This is a genomic window from Sphingobium sp. L-44 (genome assembly GCF_056859495.1).
The window spans coordinates 21,566-47,680 of record NZ_JBSXOQ010000109.1 but is presented as its reverse complement, the minus strand read 5'-3'; the positions used below and the strand labels follow the sequence as shown (position 1 = coordinate 47,680).

The following is a 26,115-nucleotide window of genomic DNA, read 5'->3' as shown; positions in this document are numbered from 1 at the left end:
GAATGAAATTTGGACGGGAATTATCCATGGGTGACATGACCAAGGAACCCTCGATGGAAGAGATACTCTCGTCCATCAAGCGGATCATCGCCGAAGAGGGCGAGGATGCCGTTCAGGCCGCGCCGCAGCGCCGCCAGAAGACCCCGATCGACCTGAGCGCCGCGTCCCATGCGGTGATGTCGGCTGAGGTCGAGGAAGTGCTGGAACTGACCGACGAGATTCCGGTGGAGGAAGTGATGCCCGCGCCCAAGTCGACCCGCGCCGTGAAGGCCGTGGCCCCGTCCGAATCGGACGGCGACTCGATCCTGTCGGTGGAAAGCGAAGTGGCTGCGCGTCATTCGCTCTCGGCCCTGTCCACCATGCTGGTCAGCCCGCGCGAGGGCGAGGACAATACGCTTGAAGCCCTGGTCCGCTCGATGCTGCGACCGATGCTCAAGGAATGGCTCGACGCGCGTCTGCCCGCGCTGGTAGAGGACATGGTCGCCAAGGAAATCTCCCGCATCACCGGCCGCTGAGGTGGACAGGCCGGCGATCGCGCGCCGGCCTCTTGCCGGGGGCGTAAGGCGCGCCTAGACCACGGATCATCTCATCGACGCGCCCGGCCGTGCATCGCATGCGCCGGCACGCCGTGTTTTCGATCCGAGGGTGATTTTTCCATGAAACATATCCTGCTTGCCGGCCTTGGCGCACTGGCCCTGTCGCCGATGCTGTCGTCTGCGCTGGTGGCGCCGGCGGCTGCCCGCCCTTTCACGCCCAATGACATGGTGTCGCTGGACCGGGTGTCGTCGCCGACCGTCTCGCCGGACGGCAAGTGGATGGCCTATCAGCTGCGCAGCACGGATCTCGCCAATAATCGCGGCCGCACCGACCTGTATCTGCTGGCGATCGACAAGGCGGGGCAGGCGCCCCGGCTGATCGCGTCGGTGCCCGACAAGAATGAGGCATCGCCGGTCTTTTCGGCCGACGGCGGCGCGCTTTATTATGTCTCCAACGCCAGCGGCGACGACCAGTTGTGGCGTGCGCCGATCGCCGGTGGTCAGCCGGTGCAGATTAGCAAGGCGCCCGGCGGCATTTCCGGGTTCCTGCTGAATCCCCAGGGTGACAAGGTGGCGCTGTGGGCTGACCGTCCGGTCGGTGCGCGCACGATCGACGATGTGAAGGCGCCGACCCCGCCGAGCGCGGGCAGCGGCCGGGTCTATGACCAGCTGTTCGTGCGCCACTGGGATACGTGGAGCGACGGCCAGCGTTCGCAGATCTTCGTCATGCCGGTCGCGGGAGGCAAGGCGGTGTCGGTGATGGGCGGCCTGGTCGGAGACAGCCCGTCCAAGCCGTTCGGCGGGGCGGAGGAACTGGCCTGGAGCGCGGATGGCAAGACGCTGTTCTTCACCCTGCGCGAGGCCGGGCGGATCGAGCCGCTGTCGACCAACCTCGACATCTTCAGCGTGCCGGCCGACGGCAGCGCCAAGCCGGTCAACCTGACCGACGCCAATGATGCGACCGACACGATGCCGGTGGTGTCGCCCGACGGCAAATGGCTGGCCTATGCCGCGATGAAGCGGCCCGGCTATGAAGCCGATCGGCTGGTCCTGATGCTGCGCAACATCGCCACAGGCGAGACGCGCGCGCTGACGCAGGGCTGGGATCGTTCGATCGGCTCGATCGCCTGGGAAGCGCATGGCAAGGGGCTGCTGGTCACCGCCAATGACGTGCTCGACAATCCAGTGTTCCGCGTCGATGCCGCATCGGGCAAGGTGACGCGCCTCACCGAAAAGGGCCATGCCGGCAGCGTCGTGCCGCTGCCCGATGGCGGTTTCGTCTATGCGCTGGACAGCATCCAGTCGCCGGCTGATTTCTGGAAGATGCCGGCGAAAGGAAAGCCGTTGCGCCTGACGAATGTCAACGCGCAGAAGCTGGCCGGGGTGGACGATGTCTCGGTCCAGCGCTTCAGCTTCAAGGGCGCCAATGGCGACACGGTCTGGGGCCAGATCGTCAAGCCGACCGGTGCCAAGGGCAAGCTGCCGGTCGCCTTCCTGGTGCATGGTGGGCCGCAGGGCAGCTTCAACGACAGCTGGTCCTATCGCTGGAATCCCAAGGCGTTCGCCGCCCATGGCTATGCCGCGGTGATCGTCGATTTCCATGGCTCGACCGGTTATGGCCAGGCCTTCACCGATGCGATCAACCAGGATTGGGGTGGCAAGCCGCTGGAGGATCTGAAGCTGGGCCTTGCTGCGGCCGCGGCGAAGGATGCCAATGTCGATGCCAAGAACGCTTGCGCGCTCGGCGCCAGCTATGGCGGCTATATGATGAACTGGATCGAGGGACAGTGGGCCGACGGCTTCAAGTGCATCGTCCAGCATGACGGCGTGTTCGACGCCCGCGCCATGGCTTATGAGACCGAGGAACTGTGGTTCGACGAATGGGAGCATGGCGGCCCCTATTATGAGAAGCCCGAAGAGTTCGAGAAATGGAACCCGGTCAATCATGTCGCCCAGTGGAAGACGCCGATGCTGGTGGTGACCGGCGAGAAGGATTTCCGCATTCCTTATACCCAGGGGCTGGCTGCCTTCACCGCGTTGCAGCGGCGCGAGATCCCGTCGCGCCTGGTCGTCTTCCCGGACGAGAATCACTGGGTGCTGAAGCCCAAGAATTCGCTGCAATGGTATGACGAGGCGCTGGGCTGGCTGGACCAGTGGACCGGCGCGGCCAAGGGCAAATGATGGGCTGAACCACGAGGCTCTTTCACTATAGCAGGTCAATTGTTATATCTTGGATATGGCGACGCAGCTGATCGAACTGGTTGATGGCCCTCTGGATACAGGGAAGCCCAGCAAGCCCAAATTTCGGACCGTTCGGAAGGATGGTCAGATCGTGAAGCTGCGTATCGTCGATGCTGACAGCCCAAATTTCAGTGCCGACCTCACCGCGTCGTTCCAGGCGAATATTCGTCGTGCCCGTAAGGAAAATCGCGAGATAGAGAACGATAGTTGATCAACAAGGGAACAGCGCGTCCACGATTATGGATTGTCGCTGGTCCCAACGGGTCAGGCAAGAGTACCGCTTACGGTCGCAATGACCTTGTCGGATTTGACGGTTCGGTATGGATCATCAATCCAGACTTGCTGACTGCCAGGTTGCAGAAAACTGAAAAGCTGCCTTTGCTCGATGCCAATCTGGCAGCGGTTCAGCGCATTGGAACATGGCTGGATGCCTCGATCAGGGTGCATCAGACCATTGGCGTGGAAACCGTATTGTCCAGCGGGAAGTATCGGCGATTGGTCGAACTCGCACGCAGCCATGATTTCGAAATCCACCTGATCTATGTTTTTCTGGATAGCGTCGAAAAGCAGTTGAAGCGCATCAAGCAGCGCGTCGCTAAAGGCGGGCATGATGTCCCGGCCGACAAGGTCCGATCGCGACGAGAGCGGTCGTTTGAACAGCTCTCCTGGTTTTTCTACCAGGCAGACAGGGCTTGGGTATATGACAACAGCGGTGCGGAACTCGAATTGGTTGCGCAAAAGGGGGATGGCAAGGTTCGCGTCAAAGCCGATGCCATTCCCGAACTCTTGAAAGCGTTATTGCCGCCCGCAATGTTGGATGACGCAACATAGTTTGGCTCTGACGTCTGGGCGCTCTCTTGCGTGTCGTGCGGCAGGCGTTAAAGCGCGATCATGACCGAACTGCCCAAAACCTTTGACCCCGCCGCCATCGAGACCCGCTGGTGCCAGCATTGGGAGGCCAATGGCCTGTTCCGTCCGGACCGTCCGGGCGCAGAACCCTTCACCATCGTCAATCCGCCGCCGAACGTGACCGGCAGCCTGCATGTCGGCCATGCGCTCGACAATACGCTGCAGGACATCGTCGTGCGCTATGAGCGGCTGCGCGGCAAGGATGCTTTGTGGGTGGTCGGCACCGACCATGCCGGCATCGCGACCCAGATGGTGGTCGAGCGGCAGCTGAACGCGGCCGGGCAGAAGCGCACCGATTTCAGCCGCGACGATTTCGTCGCCAAGGTGTGGGAATGGAAGGCGGAAAGTGGCGGCGCGATCACCAGCCAACTGCGCCGTCTGGGCTGTTCGATGGACTGGGCCAATGAACGCTTCACCATGGACGAGGGCTTTTCCAGGGCCGTCATCAAGGTGTTCGTGGAACTGCATCAGCGCGGCCTGCTCTATCGCGACAAGCGCCTAGTCAACTGGGATCCGCATTTCCGATCGGCCATTTCCGACCTGGAGGTCGAGACCAAGGAAACGCAGGGCGGCTTCTGGCGCTTCCGCTATCCGCTGGCCGACGGCGTGACCCTGGCCGATGGCAGCGACCATATCGTCGTCGCCACCACCCGCCCGGAAACCATGCTGGCCGACATGGCGATCGCCGTGCATCCCGACGATGCCCGCTATCAGGCGGTCATCGGCAAGGAGATTCTCCAGCCGATCACCGGTCGCCGCTTCAAGGTGGTCGCCGACGAACATGCCGATCCGGAACTGGGGTCGGGCGCGGTCAAGATCACGCCGGGCCATGACTTCAACGATTTCGAGGTCGGCAAGCGCGCGGGCATGAAGGCCGCGGACATGCTCAACATGTTCGATGCCGACGCCAATGTCGTGCAGACCGCCGACGGCCTGATCCCCGATCGCTTCCTGGGGCTGCACCGCTTCAAGAAGGACGGCGTGGACGGCGCGCGTGAAATCGTCGTCGCCGAGATGAAGGCGCTGGGCCTGCTGGTGCCGCATGTCACCAAGAACAAGGAAGGCGAGGACGTCGCCGCCGATTTCGAGCCGCGTACGATCCAGACGCCCTATGGCGACCGTTCTGGCGTGGTGATCGAACCCTGGCTGACCGACCAATGGTATGTCGACGCCGGCAAGCTGGCGGTGGCGCCGATGCAGGCGGTGCGCGACGGCCGGATCGAGATCGTCCCCAAGAGCTGGGAAAAGACCTTCTTCAACTGGATGGAGAATATCCAGCCCTGGTGCGTGTCGCGCCAGCTCTGGTGGGGCCATCAGATCCCGGCCTGGTTCGATGACGAGGGCAATGCCTATGTCGCGGAAACCGAGGAAGAAGCGCAACTGCAGGCCGGCAACAAGAGGCTGGTGCGCGATCCCGACGTGCTCGACACCTGGTTCTCGTCCGCCTTGTGGCCGTTCGGCACGCTGGGCTGGCCGGAGCAGAGCGAGACGCTCAGCCGCCATTATCCCAATGACCTGCTGATCTCCGGCTTCGACATCCTGTTCTTCTGGGATGCGCGCATGGCGATGCAGGGGATGGAGTTCATGGGCGATGTGCCGTGGAAGAAGCTCTATCTCCATGGCCTGGTCCGCGCGGCCGACGGCCAGAAAATGTCCAAGTCCAAGGGCAATGTGGTCGATCCGCTGGGCTTGATCGACAAGTTCGGCGCGGACGCGCTGCGCTTCTTCATGGCGGCGATGGAAAGCCAGGGCCGCGACGTGAAGATGGATGAGAAGCGGGTCGAGGGTTATCGCAACTTCGCGACCAAGCTGTGGAATGCGGCGCGCTTCCTGCAGGCCAATGGTGTCACCGCCTCGACCAGCCGCGAAGCGCCGCACGCGACGCTGCCGGTCAATCGCTGGATCATCGCCGAAACGGTGGCGACGGTGCAGGCGATCGACACGGCCATGACCGAACTGCGCTTCGACGCGGGCGCCAATGCCATCTATCACTTCGTCTGGGACCAGTATTGCGACTGGTATATCGAACTGACCAAGGGTTCGATGGATGACGAGACGAAGGCGGTCGCGGGCTGGGCGTTCGACCAGATCCTGGTCATGCTGCATCCCTTCATGCCCTTCATCACCGAAGAATTGTGGCAGCTGACCGGCGAGCGCGCGCAGGAACTGATCGTGGCCGAGTGGCCGGTCGCCCTCTATGAGGTCGATACCGACGCACAGGGCGAGATCGACTGGCTGATCCGTCTGGTGAGTGCGATCCGCACCGCGCGGACCGAACTCAACGTGCCGCCGGGCGCCAAGCTGCGCATGGTCGTGCGCGATGCGGCGGACGCAACCCGTGGCCGCCTGGATCGCCAGGGCGCGGCGCTGGCGCGTCTGGGCCGGATCGAGAGCCTGGCCTTTGGCGAGGATGTCGCTGGCGGTGCGGCTCAGATCGTCGTCGACGAGGCGACCTTCATCCTGCCGCTGGAAGGCGTGATCGATATCGCGGCGGAAAAGACCCGCCTCGAAAAGGCGCTGGCGGCAGCGGCCAAGGAACGGGATTCGCTGGGCGGTCGCCTGTCCAACCCGGCCTTTGTCGAAAAGGCCAAGCCCGAAGCGGTGGCCAAGGCGCGCGAGGACCATGCCGAAAAGACCGCCGAGGCGGAAAGGCTGAAGGCGGCACTGGACCGGCTGGGCTGAGCCGCCTAGCCTGCGCCGCAATCGGGGATAAGGGGTAAGGGCGAATGGCAGCAGGGGCACAAGGGGCGCGGGACCTGACTCAGGGGCCGATCGCCTCCACCTTGCTGACATTCGCCATCCCGACGCTGGCGTCCAATATCCTCCAGTCGCTGAACGGATCGATCAACGCGATCTGGGTCGGTCGCTTCCTGGGGCCACAGGCGCTCGCCGCGACGGCGAACGCCAATATCATCATGTTCCTGATGTTCTCCGTCGTGTTCGGCTTCGGCATGGCGTCGACGGTGATGATCGCGCAGGCGGTCGGCGCGCGCGACATGGATGCGGCGCGGCGGGTGTTTGGTTCGGCGGTCGGCTTCTGCTTCCTGCTGGCCATGGGCGTGGCGGTGGCGGGCTGGTTCGGTGGGCCGGCGCTGCTCCATCTGCTGGCGACCCCGCCCGAAGCATTTGATATGGCGCTGACCTATTTGCGCGTCATCTTCGTCGCGATGCCGGCCTCGCTGCTGAGCGTCATGATGATGATGGGGCTGCGTGGCACCGGCGACGCGCGCACGCCGTTGATCTTCATGATCCTGTCGGTGGCGATCGACCTGGTACTCAATCCGGTGCTGATCCTGGGGCTGGGTCCGATCCCCGCCATGGGCATTGGCGGTTCGGCGGCGGCAACGGCGGCGGCGGGCTTCATCAGCCTGATTGCGCTGGTCATCTATACCTATGCCAAGGATCTGCCGTTGCGGCTTCGCGGCGCGGAGCTTGGCTATCTCAGGCCGGCGATGGACGAGATGCGAGTGCTGTCGACCAAGGGCCTGCCGATGGGCCTGCAGATGATCGTCATGTCGACGTCCGGCCTGGTGATGATCGGCCTGGTCAATCGCGAAGGGTTTCTGGTGACCGCCGCCTATGGCGCGGCGCAGCAGATCTGGACCTATCTGCAGATGCCGGCGATGGCGATGGGCGCGGCGGTCAGCGCCATGGCGGCGCAGAATATCGGCGCGGGTCGGTGGGACCGGATCAGCCGGATCACCGGCTATGGCATATCCTATCTGCTGGCGATCACCGGCGCGATGGTGGTCGTCATCCTGATCTTCCACGAAGCGCTGCTGGCGCTGTTCCTGAGCCATAACCAGGCGGTGATCGATGCGGCCTGGAACATGCAGTTGCTCGCAAGTTGGAGCTTCATGCTGTTCGGCTGCACCATGATCCTGTTCGGGGTGATGCGCGCCAACGGCGTGGTGGTGGCGCCGCTGCTGATCCTGGTCTTCACCCTCTTCGCAGTGCGGCTGGGCTTCTATTATCTCGCCTATCCCCGGATCGGCGCGGATGCGCTGTGGCTGAGCTTCCCGGTGGGATCGGCGGTGTCCCTGACACTCGCGGCTCTGGTCTATTGGCAGGGCGGCTGGCGCAAGGCCAAGCTGATGGTGCCGATGCATGAAGAGGAATGCCGCGAGGCGGTGCATAGCGAGACCGAGCCGGCCGGTCGGATCGCGCCGACCGGCTGAGGCCGATACGCCGATCAGCGGCCCTGGTTGCGCCAGCGGGTGATGGTGCGGGTGAGGATGTCGTCCTCGCCGCCGGCCTGGCGCCAGAGCTGGGTGAAGCTGGGATCGCCGGAAGCCGGGCGCCGCGCTTCTTCCAGATTGTCGAGCGCGACGCGGATCGGCACGGCGACACCTTCGCCGCAGATGATCGCCTCGCGGTTGCGCAGGGCAGGGATCGAATCGAGGAAGCCGCGCGCGCCTTCGGGCATGGCCGCCTTCACGAAGGCCTGGTCGCGGTCGTTGTTGAGGCGCATCGAGATGATGGTGCCGCACTGCGACAGCACGCCTTCGGCAAGGTCCGACGGACGCTGGGTGATGAGGCCCAGCGAGACGCCATATTTACGGCCTTCCTTGGCGATCCGCTCCAGGATGCGGCGCACCGCCTGACCGCCGCCGGCGGTGCTGGCGGGAATGTAGCGATGGGCTTCCTCGCACACGAGCAGGATCGGCCGTTGCGGTTCGTCGCGCGCCCATAGCGCATAGTCGAACACCAGTCGGGACAGCACCGAGACGACCACCGAGGTGATGTCGGAAGGCATGGAGGACACGTCGATGATCGAGATCGGCTTGCCGCCAGAAGGCAGGCGGAAGACCTTGGCCAGGAAGGCCTGCATCGAATCGGCCACCAGCATGCCGGAGAACATGAAGGAATAGCGCGGGTCGCCCTTGATCTCGTCGACCTTGGACTTGAGGCGCAGATAGGGAAGCGATCCGGTGCCCTTGTCGAGCTTACCCATCTCGTTCTGCAGGATCGCGGTGAGATCGGACAGGAGATAGGGGACGGGCGAATCCACGGTCAGGCGGCCGATGCTTTCGGCCAGACGGTTCTTCATCCGCGCGGCGAGCAGGCATTTGGCGAGGATGTCGCAATCCTGGGTGCGTTCGGCGCCTTCGGAGGTGACGAACACCTCGCAATGTTCCTCGAAATTCATCAGCCAATAGGGCAGGGCGAGGTTGTTCACGTCGAACACCGCGCCATTCTGCTGGAAGGCCGCGCCATATTCGCCATGCGGGTCGATCATGACGATATGGCCCTGGGGCGACAGGTCGCAGATGCGGTGCAGGATCAGCGCCGCGCTGGTCGACTTGCCGGTGCCGGTGGAGCCGAGCAGCGCAAAATGCTTGCCCAGCATCGAATCGACATAGAGCGCGGCGCGCGTGTCCATCGTGGGATAGACCGTGCCGATCTGGACATGCGGCCGGTCGTCGGCGGCATAGATTTGCTGCATGTCATAGCTGGACACCGGATAGATGTCGGTGCCGGGCGTGGGATAGCGGGTGACGCCGCGCCGGAAGCCGTAGATGCGGCCGGTCAGCTTTTCCTCATCGCCTTCGCCCAGAAAATCGATATCGGCGATGATCGCGCCACCATCGCGCCGGTCGAGCATCAGCGACCGGATATTGGCGATCAGCCAGCGATCGCCGACCCGCATCTTCACCTGGCTGCCGACCTGGCCGGCCATGGCGAGGCAGGTGTCGGGATCATGGGCCAGCGCCGCGAGACTGTTGGGATCGACCAGGATCTTCGAACTCGACCCGGCGATCTGGAACACCATGCCCAGCGCCTGGTGCAGGCCGGCAGACGATGCGGCAGCGCCCGTGTCGTGCGAAAATTGATGTGCGCCCGGCATCTGGGTCATGAGCCTCTATTGTCCCCCGCAGCCGGCACGCGTCCGGCAATCGACCAGATTGCTATCGGGGGGAGGTAAATATTGGATTACCCACGGGCCGAAATGCCCTTTGCCGATCGGCCCGTGGAGCGCGGAAATCCGCGCTGATGCGTCCCATGATCCCGCTTCCGGCTCGCTCCGTCGCGAGGGAGGGGGAACAGGAGCGGGTTTCGGGCATTGGAAACCTGCCACAATCAGGATTTTTGCTTGCCCGATATCGTCTTGGCCAATGCGACGCGCCGTTCCGACGCGATCGCGATTGCGCGTGTGATCTGCATTCTGGGTGTCGTCTATGTCCATGCCTGGACCGGACGGAACGGCCAGGATCTGGAATTGCTGCGTGGCTCCCCGCAGGAAGGGCTGCGCTGGGTGCTGATGGAGATTTTCGGCCGTAGCGCGGTGCCGCTGCTGGGCCTGATTTCCGGCTGGCTGGTCGGCGGGTCGGCGCGCACGCGCAACTGGTTCGATCATGTCGGGCGCAAGGCGCGGACGATCCTGCTGCCGATGCTGTTGTGGAATGCGGTGGCGATCCTGCTGGTGTCGGGCGCGGCCTGGCTGCTGGGTCTGTCGGCGCCGGTGCCGCAGTCGGGCGGCTGGATCGCCGAGGAATTGTTCATCATCAACCGCAATCCGGACATCAATGTCCAGATGCCGTTCCTGCGCGACCTGTTCCTGTGCATGGTGGCCGCGCCCTTGCTGGTGCGGTTGCCCAACTGGATGCTGATGGCGGTCGCGCTGGCGGCGCTGTCGTGCCAGATTGCGGGGCTTGGGCCGCCGGTGCTGATGCGCCCGTCGATCCTCTTCTTCTTCACCATCGGCATATTGGCCCGACGCGAGGGCTGGGCGGACCGGGCCGCGGCGGTGCCGATGCTGGCAGCTTCATTGCCCTTTGGCCTGCTGATGGGCGCGCAGCTCTATGTCTCGCTCAAGGGCGGGGCGGGGCTGGCGCCGCTGGCCTTGGCGAGCCTCGACATGGCGGTGCGCATGGCGGCGTCGCTCTGTTTCTGGCGGCTGGCCTGGGCACTGGCGGAAAGCCCGGCGCGCGGCCTGCTGATGCGGGTCGAGCCCTATGCCTTCTTCCTCTTCTGCGCCCATCTGATCCTGATCTGGCTGGGCGGGCCGTTACTGGGGCAATTGTTCGGTCCGCTCGGATCGCCGCTCTATCCGCTCTATCTGATTGCCCAGCCCTTCTTGGTGCTGGCGGTGGTGATCCTGATCGGCAACCTGATGCAGCGCCTGTCGCCGACCATGGCCGGGCTGATGAGTGGCGGCCGGCTGGCCGCCACCTGAGGCATCAGGCTAGTTCACGGGCGCCGATCGCCTGCGCCGCTGCCATGGCGATTTCATAGCTGCGCTTGCGTGCCGCCGGATCGAAAATCTGGGCGGCGATGATCACCTCATCCACGCCGGTGCGATCGATGAAGGCGGCCAGGTCGCGCTCGACATCCGCCTGGGTGCCGATGCTGGAGGCGCTCAGGACATCGGACAGCATCGCCCGCGCCTGCATCGGCAGGCTGTCATAATAGCCTGCCAGCGGCGGTTGCAGCTTGCCGGGCTGGCCGGTGCGCAGCCGCACGAAGGCCTGCTGCATCGAACTGGCGACCAGTTCGGCCTCCGCCGCACTGTCGGCCGCGAAGACATTATAGCCGGCCATGGCATAGGGGCGGTCAAGCTGGGCCGAAGGGCGGAAGTCGCGGCGATAGATGGCCAGCGCCTCGTCCAGCGCGGCCGGGGCGAAATGGGAGGCAAAGGCGTAGGGCAGCCCGAGCGCGGCCGCCAGTTGCGCGCCGTAGAGGCTGGAGCCGAGAATCCAGAGCGGCACATTGGCGCCTTCGCCCGGCGTGGCCTGAATGCCCAGCCGATCGTCGCCGGCGAAATAGGCCTGGAGTTCGAGCACGTCGCGGGGGAACTGGTCGGCCCCGCCGCTGAGGCTGCGGCGGATGGCCTGCGACACTTTCTGGTCGGAACCGGGGGCGCGGCCCAGGCCCAGGTCGATGCGGCCGGGGAACAGCGCGTCCAGCGTGCCGAACTGTTCGGCAATCAGCAGCGGCGCGTGGTTGGGCAGCATGATGCCGCCCGCGCCGATGCGGATGGAGGATGTCGCCTGACCGATATGGGCGAGCACGACGGCCGTGGCGGCCGACGCGATGCCGGGCATGCCATGATGTTCGGCCACCCAGAGGCGGTGATAGCCCAATGCTTCGACATGGGCAGCCAGATCGGCAGCGTCGGCAAGGGCGGCGGACACGTCGCTGCCTTCGCGGACAGGAACGAGATCAAGGACGGAGAAGCGGGTCATGGCCGCCATATGGGGCCATGGTCAGTTTTATTTCAATACCGAATATCAGCCGGCGCGACCAAAGCCCTGTGGTTCGACGCGGCGGCCGAAGGTGGGACGGCGCGCGACCAGCGGATTGGCGTCGCGATCGAGCAGGGCCATGGTCTCGGTAAAGCAGGGGCGCAGCGCCACCACGGTCTCGATCAGTTCGTCCGGGCTCTCGCGAAACTCGACGCAGCGGCGTGCGACCATTTCGATCTCCTCGGCCATGGCACTGAGCCGATGGGCGCCGAATTGGGCTGATTCGCCCTTCAGCGTATGGGCCGGACGGACGAGGGAGACGGCATCGCGGTCCCGAAAGGCCTGCTCGATGGTGCCGATCGCCTTTTCACCATCTTCGCGGAAATAGCCCAGAATGCGCATGAATGCCGTACCCAGCTCCGTGCGGGTCCGGGCAAAATCGTTCCAGTCCACCAGTTCGGTAGCGTGTTCGGGCACCTGCGCACTCCTTTCCTGACGCTCGCGAGATTAGCCGGCGGGCGTAAACAGCCGGTTAAGCCGGCACCTTGCTGAGTGCGAAACGCTGCGGGGAAAGGGCGGAAAATTGCCATCCATGCTGCTGCGCCAGGGCCGCCAGCTCGCGCGGGGCGATAGCGTCATCGGCATCGATCGTCACATGATCTGCATCACGCATCGCTCGGGCGGCGCGCAGGACGGGCCAGGGACATTTCATGCCCCTGGCGTCGACATGAAAGGGGGCGGCATCGGGGCCGCCCGCCTCATTTGGCATAGGGGTTCTTGGCGCTGCGCAGCGTCAGGCGCACCGGCACGGCGCCGAAGCCCAGTTCCTTGCGGATGCCGTTCACCAGATAGCGGCGATAGCTTTCGGGCAGTTCGTCGAGCCGCGTACCGAACAGAACGAACGTCGGCGGGCGCGTCTTGTTCTGGGTGATGTAGCGCAGCTTGATCCGCTTGCCACCCGGTGCCGGCGGCGGATTGGCCTCCAGCGCGGCTTCGAACCAGCGGTTGAGCACGCCGGTCGAAATGCGCTGCGACCAGGCGGTGCGGGTTTCGAACGCGACCTTGATCAGGTCATCGAGCCCCTTTCCGGTGGCCGCCGACACGGTCATGATCGGCACGCCGCGCACCTGCGCCAGGCCGTCGAACAGCGCCTGCTTGATGCCCTGATACAGGGCCGAGCCATGTTCCACCGTATCCCATTTGTTGAGGGCGACGATGAGGGCGCGGCCTTCCTCCAGCACCTTGTCGGCAATGCGCAGATCCTGCGCCTCCAGGCCGCGGGTGGCGTCGAGCAGCAGCACCACGACTTCGGCGAAGTTCACGGCGTTCAGGCCATCGGAAACGGCCAGCTTTTCCAGCTTGTCCTGCACCTTGGCGCGCTTGCGCATGCCGGCGGTGTCGATCAGGCGGACGGGGCGTTCCTCGCCCTCATAGCTGGTCCACATCCAGTCGACGGCGATGCTGTCGCGGGTGATGCCGGCTTCCGGTCCGGTCAGCAGGCGGTTTTCGCCGAGCAGCCGGTTGATGAGGGTCGACTTGCCGGCATTGGGACGGCCAACGATGGCGAGCTTGAGTGGCGCGCTCTCCTCGTCCTCGTAAAATTCCTTCTCATGTTCCTCGCCATCCTCGCGTTCGAGATAGGGGAGCAGTGCCTGGAACAGGTCGGCCAGGCCCTGGCCATGTTCGGCGGAGAAGGGGATGGGTTCGCCCAGGCCCAGTATGAAGGCTTCCATGACGCCGGCTTCGGTCGCCTTGCCCTCGGCCTTGTTGGCGACCAGGATCACCGGGGCGTCGCCCTCGCGCAGCCAGCGGGCGATTTCCTCGTCCAGCGGGGTGATGCCGGCGCGGGCATCGACCATGAATAGGGCGACGTCGCAATTCTCGACCGCTGCCTGGGTCTGCATGCGCATGCGGCCGGGCAGGCTGTGGGGATCCTCATCCTCATAGCCGGCGGTGTCGATGATGGTGAAGTCGAGGCCCAGAAGATGAGCCTCGCCCTCGCGCCGGTCGCGGGTGACGCCGGGCTGGTCATCGACCAGCGCCAGCTTCTTGCCGACCAAGCGGTTGAAAAGGGTGGACTTGCCCACATTGGGCCGCCCGACAATGGCAACTGTGGGCAGCATGATGTGGGCCCGTTTCCTTTCTATCGCTGCCCTTAACGCAGCGCCGTCAGCTTGCCGTCATCGGCAAGGATGTAGAGCATGTTGTTGGCGACCACCGGCGAGAGCGACATGGACTTGTTCATGTCCACTGCCTGCTGGATGGTGCCGGTCGCCGGATCGACATAGTTCAGATCACCGTGGGTCGATACCAGAATCAGGCGGCCACCGGCAAGGACCGGGCCGGTCCAGCGGATCGCCTTGTCCTTCTTCTTTTCCTTCTGCCAGCGGCGCAGCTGGCTGATCCAGCGGATCTTGCCGGTCGCGCGGGCGACGCAGAGCAGCTTGGCATCGCTGGTGACGGCAAACACCCACTCACCCGCGATCCAGGGGGTGGAGATGCCGGCGATGTTGATTTCCCACAGGCGCTGGCCGCTGGTGAGTTCGTAGGAGGCCATGCGGCCGCCCTGGCCGATCGCGAAGACGCGGCCGCGGTCGATCACCGGATCGGCGTCGATGTCGGTCAGCGAGGCGACGGCGGTGGAGATGCTGGTGCGCGACAGCGCATCGCCCCACAGGGTGCGGCCATTTTCATAGCGATAGGCGTTGATTTCGCCCGAGCTGTAGCCCGCGATCACCGTGCCCTGCGCGGCGGCCGGAGCGGCCACGCCGAAAATGCCGGTCACCTGCAGCGTGCCGCTGTCGGTCCACTGGGTCGCGCCGTCGCTCTGGTTGAGAGCGAAGATCTGGTTGTCCTGGCCCATCACATAGACATGGCCATTTTCCAGCGTGGGGGCGCCGCGCAGCGGGCCGCCGGGATGGACCTTCCACCCGATCGAGCCATCGGCCACGTTCATCGACACGACGTCGCCGACGCCGGTGCTGGCGAACAGCTTGTCGCCCAGGACGCTGACGCCGCCGCCGAACAGGGCGCGGCCATTGCCTTCGGCCGGAAGGCTGGTCTGCCACAGCTTCTGGCCGGTGTTGGCATCCATCGCGATGACATGGGCGCCGGCGTCGATCACGAACAGCTTGCCGCCGGACACGACGGGCGCGGAGGCCAGACGCGCCTGGGGCGTGCTGCCTTCGATCGATGCGGTCCAGGCCTGCTGCGGCGCTGCGCCCAGCGCCAGATGGCCCATCGCCTTGGACGGATCGCCGCCCGGCTGCGACCATTGGTCATTGGCGTAGGATTCGGGCAGGGTGACGGGCACGTCGGCCAGCGTTGGATCGACCTCGATCCCCTGTTCGTTCGACAGGATCGAGGTGCGGTTGCCGACCACCGGGGTCTTGGGGCCGCCCTTCTTGCCGCCGACCACACCGCAGCCCGCCAGCATCGCAACCAGGGCGACGGTGGTCAGGGTACGGCCCATCGGGCCGAATTTCGTGATGCTGTGCTTAGCCATGCGCTTGCTTATCCCTGTACCGGTTCGGCGGGCGTTTCGACCGCATCAATTCCCAATAGCCCCGCCATCTGTCGCGCACGTGAACGGATCGACTGGGGCACATTCTCATCCTTGGCCATGGCCGCGAACATCGGGCCGGCCAGTTCGGGCTTGCGCATCTTCATATAGGCAATGGCAACCAGTTCGCCGGCGCTGCCGAACCAGGGCGCACCCTCGACGGCGAGGGGCTTGAGGCGGTCGACCACCTGCTGCGGCTTGAGCGCGTCGAATTCGATCGTGGTCTGACGGATCAGGGCCAGGTCGCGATAGGGCTGGTCGAGCGAGCTGTCCGCTGCCATTGCCTTATAGGCTTCGATCGCGGCCTTGTTGTCGCCCTTGCGCGCGGCAAGGCCAGCCTTCACCAGCAGGGCAGAGGCGCGATAGCCGGGTTGGCTGGCCTTGGCCAGCGCATCGACATCCTTGGCATCGGGCGTGCCGCCGCCGACCGCCGTCGCCAGCATCTTGTCCATCTGTTCGGACACGGCTTCCGACTGGGTCTTGCTGTAATGCTGCCAGTAAAGCCAGCCGCCAAAGGCGGCGAGGCCGACGATCAGCAGCACGGCCAGGGCGCGGCCATAACGCTGCCAGAAGGTCAGGAGCTGGTCCTGGCGGACGGCGTCATCGACCTCCCGCATGAAGGCTTCGCTGTTTTGCGGCGTCAGGGCCACGGGAATCTCCGAAAAATGGTCATTAGGGGCAGCCGGAAGGCGGGATCATTAGCGGCGCAGCGTGGCCACGCAAATCACTTTTTCGGCCGATAGACCTGATCATCGCCCGGAAAGCTGCGATTGCGCACCTCCGCGGCATAGCTTTCTGCCGCCTGGCTGATCGTTTCGGCAAGGTTGGCGTAGCGTTTCACGAAGCGCGCGGTGCGTTCGAACATGCCCAGCATGTCCTCCGCCACCAGCACCTGGCCATCGCAACGGGCCGATGCGCCGATGCCGATCACGGGTATGTCGACGCTGGTGGTGATGATGTCGGCCAGTTCCTCCATCACCCCTTCGACCACCATGCCAAAGGCGCCTGCGGCGGCCACGGCCTTCGCGTCGCCCAGGATCTTGGCATGTTCCTCCTGGCTCTTGCCGCGCGCGCCATAGCCGCCCAGCGCATTCACCGCCTGCGGCGTCAGGCCGATATGGGCCATCACCGGGATGCCGCGCTGGGTGAGGAAGCGGATCGTCTCCGCCATCGCCTCGCCGCCTTCCAGCTTGACGCCGGCGCAGCCGGTTTCAGCCATGACGCGGCTGGCGCTGGCAAAGGCCTGCTGCGGCGATGCCTCATAGGAGCCGAAGGGCATGTCGACCAGCACGACGCTGTGATAGCTGCCGCGCACCACGGCGGCGCCATGGGCGATCATCATGTCGAGCGTGACCGGCAGGGTGGAGGGCAGGCCATAGATGACCTGCGCCAGCGAATCGCCGACCAGCAGCATGTCGCAATGCGGATCGAGCAGTTGCGCCTGACGCGCGGTATAGGCGGTCAGCATCACCAGCGGCTCGTCGGTCTTGCCCTCGAACTTGCGGCGCTGGATCTGGGGCACGGTCAGCCGCTTCATCGGCGCGGGCGTGGGATTGGCGCGGCTGGTCGCGGTGTCGAGCGTAAAGGTCGTGGACATGGGGCGCGGTCTAGCCCAGCGCGGGGCGACGTGCAAATGGCGGACCGGCCGGCGCGGCATGATGCGCGCGCCGGCCGGCCGTCCCGTCCGTGTCCGATCGGATCAGAAGGAGAATTTGATCGTGCCGCCCCAGGTCTGCGGATCGCCGACCTGGCCGGCGATCAGGCCGGTATTGCCCGGCGCGACCTGAAGATTTTCGATATAGTTGACGTCGAAGGCGTTGCGCACCCAGCCGAACACATCGAAGCCTTCGCCGCGGAAGCCGGCGCGGACGTTGGTCAGGGCATAGCCCTTCACTTCGGTGTAGATGGATGGCGAAGCATTGCTGTTCCAGTGCGAACGGTAATTGCCGTCGACGCCCAGATAAAGCTGCCCGTCCTTCGCCAGCAGCGTGACCGGGATGTTATATTCCGCGCCGTAGGAGAAGGCCCATTTCGACACGCCGGGCAGGTTCTGCCCCGAAATGTCGCACTGGCGCGGGCTGAGTGCGCCGGGGACGCCGGGCTGCGAATAATCCGGGGTGGCGCCCGACGGCTGATAGGTGCCGCCGGACAATTCGGGCGGGCAGGGGGCGTCGACGAACTTCTTGTACTTGGCGTCGGTGAAGGCGCCATTGGCATAGGCGGTGAAGCGGTCGCTGGCGACGATCTTGAAATCCGCCTCGATCCCCTGCGAGCGCACCTTGCCGGCATTGGCGAGATAGCCGCGCACCGTGCCGAACTGGCCGCCATTCACGGTTGCCTGGAAATTCTTGATGTCGGTGCGGAAGGCGGTGAGGTTGAAGGTCGCCCGGCGATCCAGGAACTGGGTCTTGAGGCCGATCTCATAATGATTGACCGATTCCGGCTTCACCGTGCTGGCGTCGTAATTGACGGTGTTGTCGGCGTTGAGCGGCAGGCCATTCTGATTGATGCCCAGCGTTTTGAAGCTCTTCGCATAGGTCGCATAGGCCAGCACGTCCGGCGCGAGCTTGTAGTTGACGTTGAAGTCATAGGTGAAGTTCCAGGCGCTGTCGGACGGGGAACTGACCTGGGGCTGATAGACGCCGCACTGCTGCGTGGTCCCCTTGATGGTGCCGGGCTCCGCAACCGTGGTGCAGCTGATGGCCTGACCCTGCGCATTGGTGACGACGCGCTGGTAGAAACCGGACTTCTTGTCATAGTTCAGGCGCACGCCGGGCTGGATGGTCAGGGCGTCCGTGACCTTCCAGCTTAGTTGCCCGAACAGGGCGGCGCTGTCGGCCTTGAGCCATTGCGTGTTGCTGGCGGTCAGGCCCGCCAGAGTGGCCGGAATGTTGGCGGGGTTGTTCGGGTCGGTCGAGGGGGCAAGGCTCCACTGGGCCGCATCTTCGCCCTGCTGTTCGGTGCCCTGGGTGTCGATCCGCTGCTTGAAGCCGAACAGGCCGACGACGAAGTCGATGTCCTTGCTTTCGTAATTATAGCGGAATTCCTGGCTATACTGGTCCTGCTGCGAGGGGTTCTGCGACTTGGAGACGATCGACAGGCCGGTGAAGTCGCGGTCATTTTCCGGCTTCCAGTCCCAGAAGCGCCAGGCGGTGACCGAGGTCAGCGTGCCGGGGCCGACATCCCATTTGATCTTGGCCGACACGCCGCCAATCTTGTTGCCGGCATTGAGGTTGGAATCGAGGTCCGTCAGCCGGTCATAGGGGTTGCGGCTGGGCACGACATAGCCCTGCGCAGCGGCGAGCGCATCATATTGGCGATTGAGCGGACGCTGGGTCTTGCCGACGCGCACGAAGGTGGTGCCGCAGCATTCGGGATCCTGCTTGCTATAGTCGCCCGACAAGGTGAGGCTGAAATCCTCGGTCGGCTGGAACAGCAACTGGCCGCGAATGCCCAGATTGTCCTGCTCGTTGATCCAGCGCTGGCTGGTCACATTGTAGAGCGTGCCGCGGCGGCTGGTCGCGGCGACGGCGATGCGGGCGGCGATCGTGTCGGTCAGCGGGCCGGAAATGGCGGCCTTCGCCTGCTTGTAGTTCAGATTGCCGACCGTCAGTTCGGCGCGGCCCTCGAAGTCGAAGGTCGGCTGGTTGGTCGTGATGTTGATCGCGCCCGCCGTGGTGTTCTTGCCATAGAGCGTGCCCTGCGGACCGCGCAGCACTTCCACCTGGTTGACGTCGAGAAAGTCGAAAGTCGCGGCGGCGACGCGGCTGTTATAGACATCGTCAACATAGATGCCGACGCCCTGTTCGAAGCCGTCGCTGGTGAGGCCGAAGGGCACGCCAAGGCCACGGATGTTGACCGAGGTGTTGCGTGGATTGGTGGTGTAGACCTGCAGCGTCGGTGCGAGCTGCTGCAGCTTCACGATGTTGAAATTGCCGGTCGCCTCGATGCTGTCGCCCTTCACCACGGAAATGGCCAGGGGCACTTCCTGCGCGGTTTCCTGACGGCGGCGGGCGGTGACGACAATCACGTCGCCGCGCGGGCTGCTGGCCTGCTGGTCATCGGCGGCCGCGGGTTGGGCGGCTTCAGCCGCAAAGGCGGCAGGCGTGACAAATGACGCGCTCGCCACGCTGGCGAGCAACAGAAAACGCGCAATCATGTTCTTCCCCTTGGTTCCGGAGGTCCGGTGAGTTTTGATCGCGGCGTTTCCGGTGGTCCGGTCAAAGCCGTGCTGGGGTCGTTTCTGGTGATGCGGCGTCCCCAGTGCCGCATCGGCATGCCATCCCCGACATGCCCTGATCTATGCGCTTGCCCTCCCTTGATCGGTCAGGCGGTCAGGCGCGTCTTTTCGGTGACGTCGATCTGCACGACGCGGGCGTCATGGACGGTCAATGTGATGGAGCCGAAGCGCAGCCCTTCCAGTACGTCGCGCACCTTGTCGATGCTGGCGATGATGTCGGGGCGCTGGCCTTCGGCGCGGCTGTGGCGAAGTTCGATGGTTCTATGTTCGGTCATGTTCATCCCTCTGGCCGCGTTTTAACTCAACTGCATTAGTAGACAAAAAAGCAAATATAAGGGGCGCGCAAGATTCTCTTGTCGCGCCCCGGCGATGTCTGGGGCCGATATCAGCTGGTCATGCGCAGCCCGTCGGACGGGCGATCGAGCCGCGCCATCGGCATGGCCGGGCGCATCTGGCGCACGGCGGACGCCTGTTCCTGCGCATTGTCGATCAGCCGTTCCAGCAGCGCCTGGCCAAAGCCCCAGGCGCCCAGCCCCGAATCCGCGTTGATATGGCCGCTATGGCCGGCATCGACGAACTGGCTGCCCCAATTCTTGCCGATGCTGTGGGCGCGTTCGAAGAAGATATAGGGGTCGTTGCGACTGGCGACGAGGATCGACGGGAAGGGCAGGGGCGTGCGCGGCGTCGGGCCGAATCCGCCAATCGTCTCGGGCGTTTCCATCCGGTCGCAATCGGGCGGCGCCACCAGCAGCGCGCCGGTCACCGGCCAGCCATAGGCCTGGCTTTGCAGGGCGCCCCACCAGGCGACGGCCAGGCAGCCCAGGCTGTGCGCCGCCAGGATGACCGGCCCATCGGCCTGACGAATGGCAGCGTCGAGCCGCGTGACCCAGGCATTGCGATTGGGGCTGGCCCAGCTGCCCAGGTCGACGCGCTGGCAATCGCCGCGTCCGCTGTCCCACAATGTCTGCCAATGATCCGGGCCGCTGTTGTTGAGGCCGGGGATGGTCAGCACGACCGGCTGGCGCGCGTCACCCGAATGTCCGAATCGCTCCATTATCCTTATCCTCGTCCTATATTCTGAGCCTCCCAAAATAATACTATTCATCTGGTAGACAATGGGTGAGCGCCGAAATGTGTCAGAATCTGGGCAACCTGAATGCCAGATAAACAGGCGCGTCGACCCCATGGCCGCGCGCCCGCATCAAGGCCCTGAACGGGCAGGAAAAAGCTACCAGGGGTAAATCAGCCCATAATATTGGTAGACGTTGCGGCCATAGGCATCGTCGAAGGCCGGCCGGTCCTCGTCCAGATAATGGGGCGCCTGTTCCAGCACCTCCTTGGCCAGTTCGATCACATAGCCGCCCTTGTCCATATCATAGGCCAGCATCGACCAGGGCAGGGGATAATGTTCATTGCCCATGCCCAGGAAACCGCCGAAGGACAGCAGCGCATAGCGCACATGGCCGCTGCGCTTGTCGACCATGAAATGGGATATCTTGCCAAGCCTGTCGCCCTGGCGGTTGTAGACGGCGGTGCCCTCGACCCGGTCGGACGCGATCAGGTCATGGCGATGCGCGCTCATCATCTCGGCCATTGTCACTCTCCTGCAAAAACATTCTATTCTGATGCAACCATGGGGAACCGCTGGGGTTCCTCCGCTTCACAGCAAGGAGCATCGGCATGAAGATCAATCGCAGCGGTTCGGCGGCCTGGAGTGGCGGCCTGAAGGACGGCAAGGGCACGATCTCGACCCAGAGCGGCGCGCTCGACGCCTATCCCTATGGCTTCGCTACCCGGTTCGAGGGCATGCCGGGCAGCAATCCGGAAGAACTGATCGCGGCGGCCCATGCCTCCTGCTTCACCATGGCATTGTCGCTGATCCTGGGCGAAGCCGGACTGACGGCGGAAAAGATGGAGACGAGTGCGGTCGTCACGCTGGAGCAGCAGGAGGGCGGCTTTGCCATCACCGCGAGCAAGCTGACGCTGAAGGCGAAGATACCCGGCGCCGACGATGCGACTTTCCAGGAACTGGCGGCCAAGGCGAAGGCCGGGTGCCCGGTATCGAAACTGTTGAAGGCCGATATCGGCCTGGACGCGGAACTTCTGGCTTAGGCCGTCGCGATACGCCTGGCGTGGCGATGTTCACGCCAGGCGATATAGAGGCCGCTGGCGATGATCAGTGCAGCGCCGACCCAGGTGGTCCACATCGGCCAATCGCCCCAGATCGCCCAGCCCAGCAGGGTTGTCCACAGGATCGAGCTATAATCCATCGGCAGCACCACCGACACCGGCGCCCAGCGCAGCGCGGCGGTGAGGCAGAGTTGCGCGATGCCGCCGAACAGGCCGATCATCAGCAACAGCCCCCAGGTCTGCGCGTCATGCGGCTGGCCATAAAAGAGCATGCCGATGCCGAGCGGCGGCACCGACAGGGCCGTGAACCAGAAGACGACGACCCCCGCGCTCTCGGTGCGGCCCAGTTCCCGCAGCACCAGGCTGACGCTGGCCGTCACCAGCGCGGCGGTGATGGCGACGGCGACGCCCATCGGCGGGAAATGGCCGCCTTCGGGCCGGACCATGATGAGGACGCCCAGAAAGCCGATCAGGACCGCGGCCCAGCGATGGATGCCGGTGGGTTCGCGCAGGATCAGCGCCGACAGGATCGTGCCGAAGATCGGCATGGTGAAGCCGATCGTCGTCGCTTCCGCCGGCGGCAACAGGATGTAGGATAGGAAATTGAGCGCCATGCCGGTGAGGCCGATGACCATGCGGGTCGCATGGACACCGATCCGCCGGGTGCGGATGGCGCCGATGCCGCTGCTCATCGCCAGCCAGGCGAAGACCACGGGCAGGGCAAGCGCCTGACGGTAGAAGAGGGTTTCGACCAGATGGACGCCATGGGCGTCAGCAACCCGGCCGGTCACGAACATCACCGCCAGACAGATGACCGCGACCAGGCGCAGACCGATGGCGAAGAGTGGGCGATGCGGGCGGGACGGGGCGGCGGCGCTGGACACGCCGCTTCCTTAACCCGGTTACGCGATGGCGCAACCGGGCTGGACCGGGTTTCTTACTTGAGCGGCTTACGGAATTTCAGCGTCATGCGGTCGCTTTCGCCGATCGCAACATACTTCGCCCTGTCAACTTCGCCGTTACGCAGCGTGGGCGGCAGGGTCCAGACGCCCTTTTCCCAGTCGGCCGTGTCCTTGGGATTGGCGTTCACTTCCGATGCGCCGACATATTCGAAGCCCGCGCCTTCCGCGATGCGGCGGATGGTCGAGACCTTGAGATAGCCGCTGCTCTTTTCCAGCGCCGTGTCGCGATCCTCGGGCAGGCGATGGTCGACGATGCCCAGCGTGCCGCCGGGCTTGAGCATGGCGAAAAAGGCCTTGAAGGTCGCATCCTCGCTGCCGCCCATGACCATGTTGTGGACATTGCGGAAGGTCAGCACGGTGTCGACGCTGTTGGCCGGGATGCTGGCGGCTTCCTCGGGATAGGCGACCAGCTTGACCTTGTCATAGGCCTGCGGCTTTTCGGCCAGGAACTTCTTGTAGCCGTCAAGATAGCGGCCGGTCGGCTGGAGCGCGTAGAAGCTGCCCTTGTCGCGCAGCAGCGGCGCCAGGATTTCCGTGTACCAGCCGCCGCTCGGCGCCCATTCCACCACCGTCTGGGTCGGCGTCACGCCAAAGAAGGCGAGCGTTTCCTGTGGGTGGCGATATTTGTCGCGGGCGACATTGGCCGGGGTGCGGCTGGACGCGCCGATGGCGGCTGCCACCGGATCGGCGCCATGGCCGGCATGCTGGGCGACGGCCGCGCCCAGCGGCAGGAGGGTAAGGGCAGCGGCAAGCGCGATCGATCGGCGGGGAAAAGCGGACATGGGCAACCTCTCAACGGATCTGGAGCGCAGGGTGTGCCGTGCCCGCATCCCACTGGCAAGGAAATCCGGTGGTTAGGGACGGGCCGGTCAGGACCAGCTGCCCGCGATCGATTCCGCCGTGGCGTCGATCGCGGCCGGTTCATCCTCGCCAGTCAGCGCATAGGACATGTCGCCGCGCCGCCAATAGGCCACCGACTGGGCGCCCTCGCGCACCGAATCCGGCCGCTCGGGCGCGTCGGTGCGCTGGTGCATGGCATAGATGGACAGGTCGCGTCCTTCGGGCGTGCGCAGCGCGATCAGCAGCGCGGGGGTGCGTTCACCGGGGAAGAGCTGGACATCGGTCACGCGCCAGTCGGCGGGCAGGCCGGGAATGTCGATATGGGTGCTGGCCAATATCTCGCGCGGGTCGAAGCTGGGCGATTCGATCTGCCCCTGCATCCGGGCGCGGATCATGGCGACGCGGTGGGAGGTTGCGGCATCGACCACATAGGCGGGCGGCCCGTCGCGCACCATGAGCAGGGCAACGAAGCTTGCCGCCAGCAGGCCGAGGCCGCCGCCAGCGCCAATCGCAAAGCGACGATGGCGCGTGGCGGGCGGGCTGATCGCGCTCGCCTGTGCCGCCATGGCTTCGGGCAGGGGCGCGCGGTCCTGCGCCAACAGGCGCAGCCCGGTGCGGGCGCTGAGGTCGCCCATAACCTGCGCGGCGAGGTCGGGCCGGCGCGACAGGCGGGTTTCCACCGCAAAGCGCCGGCCAGGATCGAGCTGGCCGTCGACATAGGCCATCAGTTCGATCTCCGAAGGATCCTCACTCATCCTGTCCTCCCACGATGCGCAGCCGATCGCGCGGCTGCCTGTCCCTGTCCTGTCGCAATGTCGCCCGCGCGCGGGCAAGGCGCGACATCACCGTGCCGACCGCTATGCCCAGAAGGTCGGCGCTTTCCTGATAGCTCAGCCCTTCGACGACGGTCAGGTGCATGACGGCGCGCTGATGGTCGGGCAGGTCGGCAAAGGCGCGGGCGACCTGCATCAGGTCGGCGCGCACCTCCTGGTCGGGATCGGCATGATCGACCTGGATCTGGGCAAAGGCCATATTGCGACGCGTTTCCGCCGCCTCGCGCCGCTTCGCCGAGATGAACACATTGTGGACGATGGCCAGCAGCCAGCGGCGGCGGCTGCGATCGGGCTGGAACTGGTCGCGCCGTTCGATCGCGCGCATCACGGCGTCCTGCACCACATCGTCGGCGACGACATGGTCGCGCGACAGGGCGCGGGCATAGCGGCGCATGGCGCGCAGGTCCGCCTCCATTTCCATGTCCGTCCGCTTGCCCGTCATCCACATCATTCCATTGGGGCGCCCGCCAGTTCGCGATAGACGCGCGCCACCGAATCCAGGACATGGTCCCAGCGATAGTCGCCCGCCGTCGCCTCCGCCGCGCGGCCAAGCCGCCGCCTTAGGCCGGTGTCGCGGACGAGGGAAGCCAGGCCGCCGGCATAGGCGCCAACGTCGCCCGGCGGCACCAGCAGTCCGTTGACGCCATCATCGATCAGGGCGGATGCGCTGGGGACGTCGGCCGACAGGACGGCAAGGCCGCTGGCCATCGCCTCCAGATTGACGTTGCCGAACGCCTCCGTGACGCTGGGATTGACCAATATGTCGGCGCTGGCGACCAGTGCGCCGAGACGTGCCCCTTCGACATGGCCGGCAAAGCTGGCATTGGGCAGATGGCGGGCGAGGGCATCGCGTGCCGGGCCATCGCCCAGGATCAGGGGGCGCAGCGACAGGCCGTTGGCGCGCGCCGCCATGATGGCGTCGGCAAAGATATCGAGTCCCTTTTCCCGGACCAGCCGGCCGAAGAAGAGCGGCACGACATCGTCGGGCGCATAGCCAAGCTGGGCGCGCAGGCCTTCATCTCGCATCGCCGGGTGAAAGGCGGATCGATCGACGCCTCGGCTCCAGAGGGCAATGCGTTCGGCGCCATGGATTGCGGCGAGGTCCGCGGCGATCGGCGGGGTCGGGGCGAGGATGCGGTCGCAATCGCCATAGAAGCGATCGAGATAGGCCTCGACCTGCCGCCGCAGGAAGCCGAGGCGGTAATAAGCAAGATAGGTCTCGAACCGGGTGTGCAGGCTGGCGACGGCCGGAACGGCGTTGCGCCGCGCCCAGTTCAGCGCCTGCCGGCCGAGCAGGTCGGGCGCGGACAGATGCACGATGTCAGGCTGGAACGCCTCCAGATCGGCGCGGGCGGCACGGGTCAGGCCGATCGCGAGCCGATATTCCGGGCGACCGGGAATGCAGAGCGAGCGCACTGATCGGACATCGCCGGCCGAGGCGAAGGCCGGCGTCGGTGCGGTCGGCGAATAGATGCGCACCTCTGCCTTGTGCTCGTCCAGCATATGCCGGACCAGGCGGTTGAGCGCCCGGTTCGCGCCATCGCGCACGCAATCATAATTGCCCGAAAACAGCGCGATCTTCAGCGGCCGGGATGATGCCGGCGCCGCGGCGACCGGCAGGGCGGCATGAATATGGGCGCGAAGGGAAGAGAGCGGGGAATGCAGCGTCATGCCCC

General features: G+C 65.0%; 25 protein-coding genes. 8 read left to right on the top strand and 17 right to left on the bottom strand.

Annotated elements, in window-relative coordinates:
• Positions 1-26: 26 nt before the first annotated feature.
• From AC13EK_RS18120 to AC13EK_RS18095, 6 genes are all read left to right on the top strand, one after another.
• Positions 27-515: a DUF2497 domain-containing protein gene (locus AC13EK_RS18120; protein ID WP_004210714.1), complete on the top strand. Its 489-nt coding sequence runs from the start codon at positions 27-29 to the stop codon at positions 513-515.
• Positions 516-656: 141 nt separating this feature from the next.
• A complete protein-coding gene (locus AC13EK_RS18115) occupies positions 657-2,717 on the top strand; it encodes an alpha/beta hydrolase family protein (protein ID WP_069336653.1) in 2,061 nt (686 codons plus the stop codon).
• Between the two features lie 55 nt (positions 2,718-2,772).
• Positions 2,773-2,988, top strand: a complete 216-nt coding sequence (locus tag AC13EK_RS18110; RefSeq protein WP_069336652.1) for a hypothetical protein — start codon at positions 2,773-2,775, stop codon at positions 2,986-2,988.
• Positions 2,985-3,608, top strand: coding sequence for an ATPase (locus tag AC13EK_RS18105; protein ID WP_069336651.1), 624 nt, complete (start codon positions 2,985-2,987; stop codon positions 3,606-3,608). The genes AC13EK_RS18110 and AC13EK_RS18105 overlap by 4 nt, the downstream gene beginning before the upstream one ends.
• Positions 3,609-3,668: 60 nt before the next feature.
• The gene (locus tag AC13EK_RS18100) at positions 3,669-6,368 is read left to right on the top strand and encodes a valine--tRNA ligase (RefSeq protein ID WP_483022307.1); all 2,700 of its coding nucleotides are present in this window, start codon (positions 3,669-3,671) and stop codon (positions 6,366-6,368) included.
• A 44-nt stretch (positions 6,369-6,412) separates the two neighbouring features.
• Complete coding sequence (locus tag AC13EK_RS18095; RefSeq protein ID WP_069336649.1) at positions 6,413-7,864, top strand: MATE family efflux transporter; 1,452 nt, start codon at positions 6,413-6,415, stop codon at positions 7,862-7,864.
• Positions 7,865-7,878: 14 nt separating this feature from the next.
• On the opposite strand, the gene AC13EK_RS18090 is transcribed toward AC13EK_RS18095, so the two are convergent.
• A complete protein-coding gene (locus AC13EK_RS18090) occupies positions 7,879-9,543 on the bottom strand; it encodes an ATP-binding protein (RefSeq protein ID WP_037491025.1) in 1,665 nt (554 codons plus the stop codon).
• 237 nt (positions 9,544-9,780) lie between these two features.
• On the opposite strand from AC13EK_RS18090, the gene AC13EK_RS18085 reads away from it, so the two are divergent.
• Complete coding sequence (locus tag AC13EK_RS18085) at positions 9,781-10,863, top strand: acyltransferase family protein (protein WP_069336659.1); 1,083 nt, start codon at positions 9,781-9,783, stop codon at positions 10,861-10,863.
• A gap of 4 nt (positions 10,864-10,867) precedes the next feature.
• Here the strand turns inward: AC13EK_RS18085 and AC13EK_RS18080 are convergent, their stop codons facing one another.
• The 11 genes from AC13EK_RS18080 to AC13EK_RS18030 form a co-directional block, all read right to left on the bottom strand.
• Positions 10,868-11,872, bottom strand: coding sequence for an LLM class flavin-dependent oxidoreductase (locus AC13EK_RS18080; protein ID WP_069336658.1), 1,005 nt, complete (start codon positions 11,870-11,872; stop codon positions 10,868-10,870).
• A 45-nt stretch (positions 11,873-11,917) separates the two neighbouring features.
• Positions 11,918-12,349 (bottom strand): Hpt domain-containing protein, encoded by a 432-nt coding sequence (locus tag AC13EK_RS18075; RefSeq protein WP_004210730.1) that lies wholly within the window; start codon positions 12,347-12,349, stop codon positions 11,918-11,920.
• 55 nt (positions 12,350-12,404) lie between these two features.
• Positions 12,405-12,641 carry a sulfurtransferase TusA family protein gene (locus AC13EK_RS18070; protein WP_026109037.1) on the bottom strand — a complete coding sequence of 79 codons (237 nt, stop codon included), beginning with the start codon at positions 12,639-12,641 and terminating at the stop codon, positions 12,405-12,407.
• Positions 12,631-13,995 (bottom strand): ribosome biogenesis GTPase Der, encoded by a 1,365-nt coding sequence (gene der, locus AC13EK_RS18065; protein ID WP_010338561.1) that lies wholly within the window; start codon positions 13,993-13,995, stop codon positions 12,631-12,633. Before der ends, AC13EK_RS18070 begins: the two co-directional genes overlap by 11 nt.
• Before the next feature lie 32 nt (positions 13,996-14,027).
• Positions 14,028-15,377 carry an outer membrane protein assembly factor BamB family protein gene (locus tag AC13EK_RS18060; protein ID WP_004210733.1) on the bottom strand — a complete coding sequence of 450 codons (1,350 nt, stop codon included), beginning with the start codon at positions 15,375-15,377 and terminating at the stop codon, positions 14,028-14,030.
• An 8-nt stretch (positions 15,378-15,385) separates the two neighbouring features.
• Entirely contained in the window at positions 15,386-16,084 is a 699-nt protein-coding gene (locus AC13EK_RS18055; protein WP_004210734.1) for a tetratricopeptide repeat protein, read from the bottom strand.
• A gap of 74 nt (positions 16,085-16,158) precedes the next feature.
• Entirely contained in the window at positions 16,159-17,031 is an 873-nt protein-coding gene (gene panB / locus AC13EK_RS18050) for a 3-methyl-2-oxobutanoate hydroxymethyltransferase (protein WP_004210735.1), read from the bottom strand.
• A gap of 102 nt (positions 17,032-17,133) precedes the next feature.
• On the bottom strand, positions 17,134-19,593 hold the full coding sequence (locus AC13EK_RS18045) for a TonB-dependent receptor (RefSeq protein ID WP_069336648.1): 2,460 nt from the start codon (positions 19,591-19,593) through the stop codon (positions 17,134-17,136).
• Positions 19,594-19,760: 167 nt separating this feature from the next.
• Positions 19,761-19,949, bottom strand: coding sequence for a YezD family protein (locus AC13EK_RS18040; RefSeq protein WP_004210739.1), 189 nt, complete (start codon positions 19,947-19,949; stop codon positions 19,761-19,763).
• A gap of 110 nt (positions 19,950-20,059) precedes the next feature.
• The gene (locus AC13EK_RS18035; RefSeq protein ID WP_010338566.1) at positions 20,060-20,728 is read right to left on the bottom strand and encodes an RBBP9/YdeN family alpha/beta hydrolase; all 669 of its coding nucleotides are present in this window, start codon (positions 20,726-20,728) and stop codon (positions 20,060-20,062) included.
• Between the two features lie 174 nt (positions 20,729-20,902).
• Positions 20,903-21,268 carry a PRC-barrel domain-containing protein gene (locus AC13EK_RS18030; RefSeq protein ID WP_004210742.1) on the bottom strand — a complete coding sequence of 122 codons (366 nt, stop codon included), beginning with the start codon at positions 21,266-21,268 and terminating at the stop codon, positions 20,903-20,905.
• Between the two features lie 86 nt (positions 21,269-21,354).
• Here AC13EK_RS18030 and AC13EK_RS18025 point away from each other — a divergent pair, with 86 nt between their 5' ends.
• Positions 21,355-21,786 carry an OsmC family protein gene (locus AC13EK_RS18025; protein WP_069336647.1) on the top strand — a complete coding sequence of 144 codons (432 nt, stop codon included), beginning with the start codon at positions 21,355-21,357 and terminating at the stop codon, positions 21,784-21,786.
• Here the strand turns inward: AC13EK_RS18025 and AC13EK_RS18020 are convergent.
• From AC13EK_RS18020 to AC13EK_RS18000, 5 genes are all read right to left on the bottom strand, one after another.
• Positions 21,783-22,688, bottom strand: coding sequence for a DMT family transporter (locus tag AC13EK_RS18020; protein WP_069336646.1), 906 nt, complete (start codon positions 22,686-22,688; stop codon positions 21,783-21,785). The two genes, AC13EK_RS18025 and AC13EK_RS18020, sit on opposite strands and share 4 nt — an antisense overlap.
• Before the next feature lie 53 nt (positions 22,689-22,741).
• A complete protein-coding gene (locus AC13EK_RS18015) occupies positions 22,742-23,548 on the bottom strand; it encodes a class I SAM-dependent methyltransferase (RefSeq protein ID WP_069336645.1) in 807 nt (268 codons plus the stop codon).
• 87 nt (positions 23,549-23,635) lie between these two features.
• Entirely contained in the window at positions 23,636-24,361 is a 726-nt protein-coding gene (locus AC13EK_RS18010; RefSeq protein ID WP_069336644.1) for an anti-sigma factor family protein, read from the bottom strand.
• Entirely contained in the window at positions 24,354-24,881 is a 528-nt protein-coding gene (locus AC13EK_RS18005; RefSeq protein WP_037516480.1) for a sigma-70 family RNA polymerase sigma factor, read from the bottom strand. The genes AC13EK_RS18010 and AC13EK_RS18005 overlap by 8 nt, the downstream gene beginning before the upstream one ends.
• A 5-nt stretch (positions 24,882-24,886) precedes the next feature.
• Positions 24,887-26,110: a glycosyltransferase family 4 protein gene (locus AC13EK_RS18000; RefSeq protein WP_069336657.1), complete on the bottom strand. Its 1,224-nt coding sequence runs from the start codon at positions 26,108-26,110 to the stop codon at positions 24,887-24,889.
• Between the last annotated feature and the right edge of the window lie 5 nt (positions 26,111-26,115).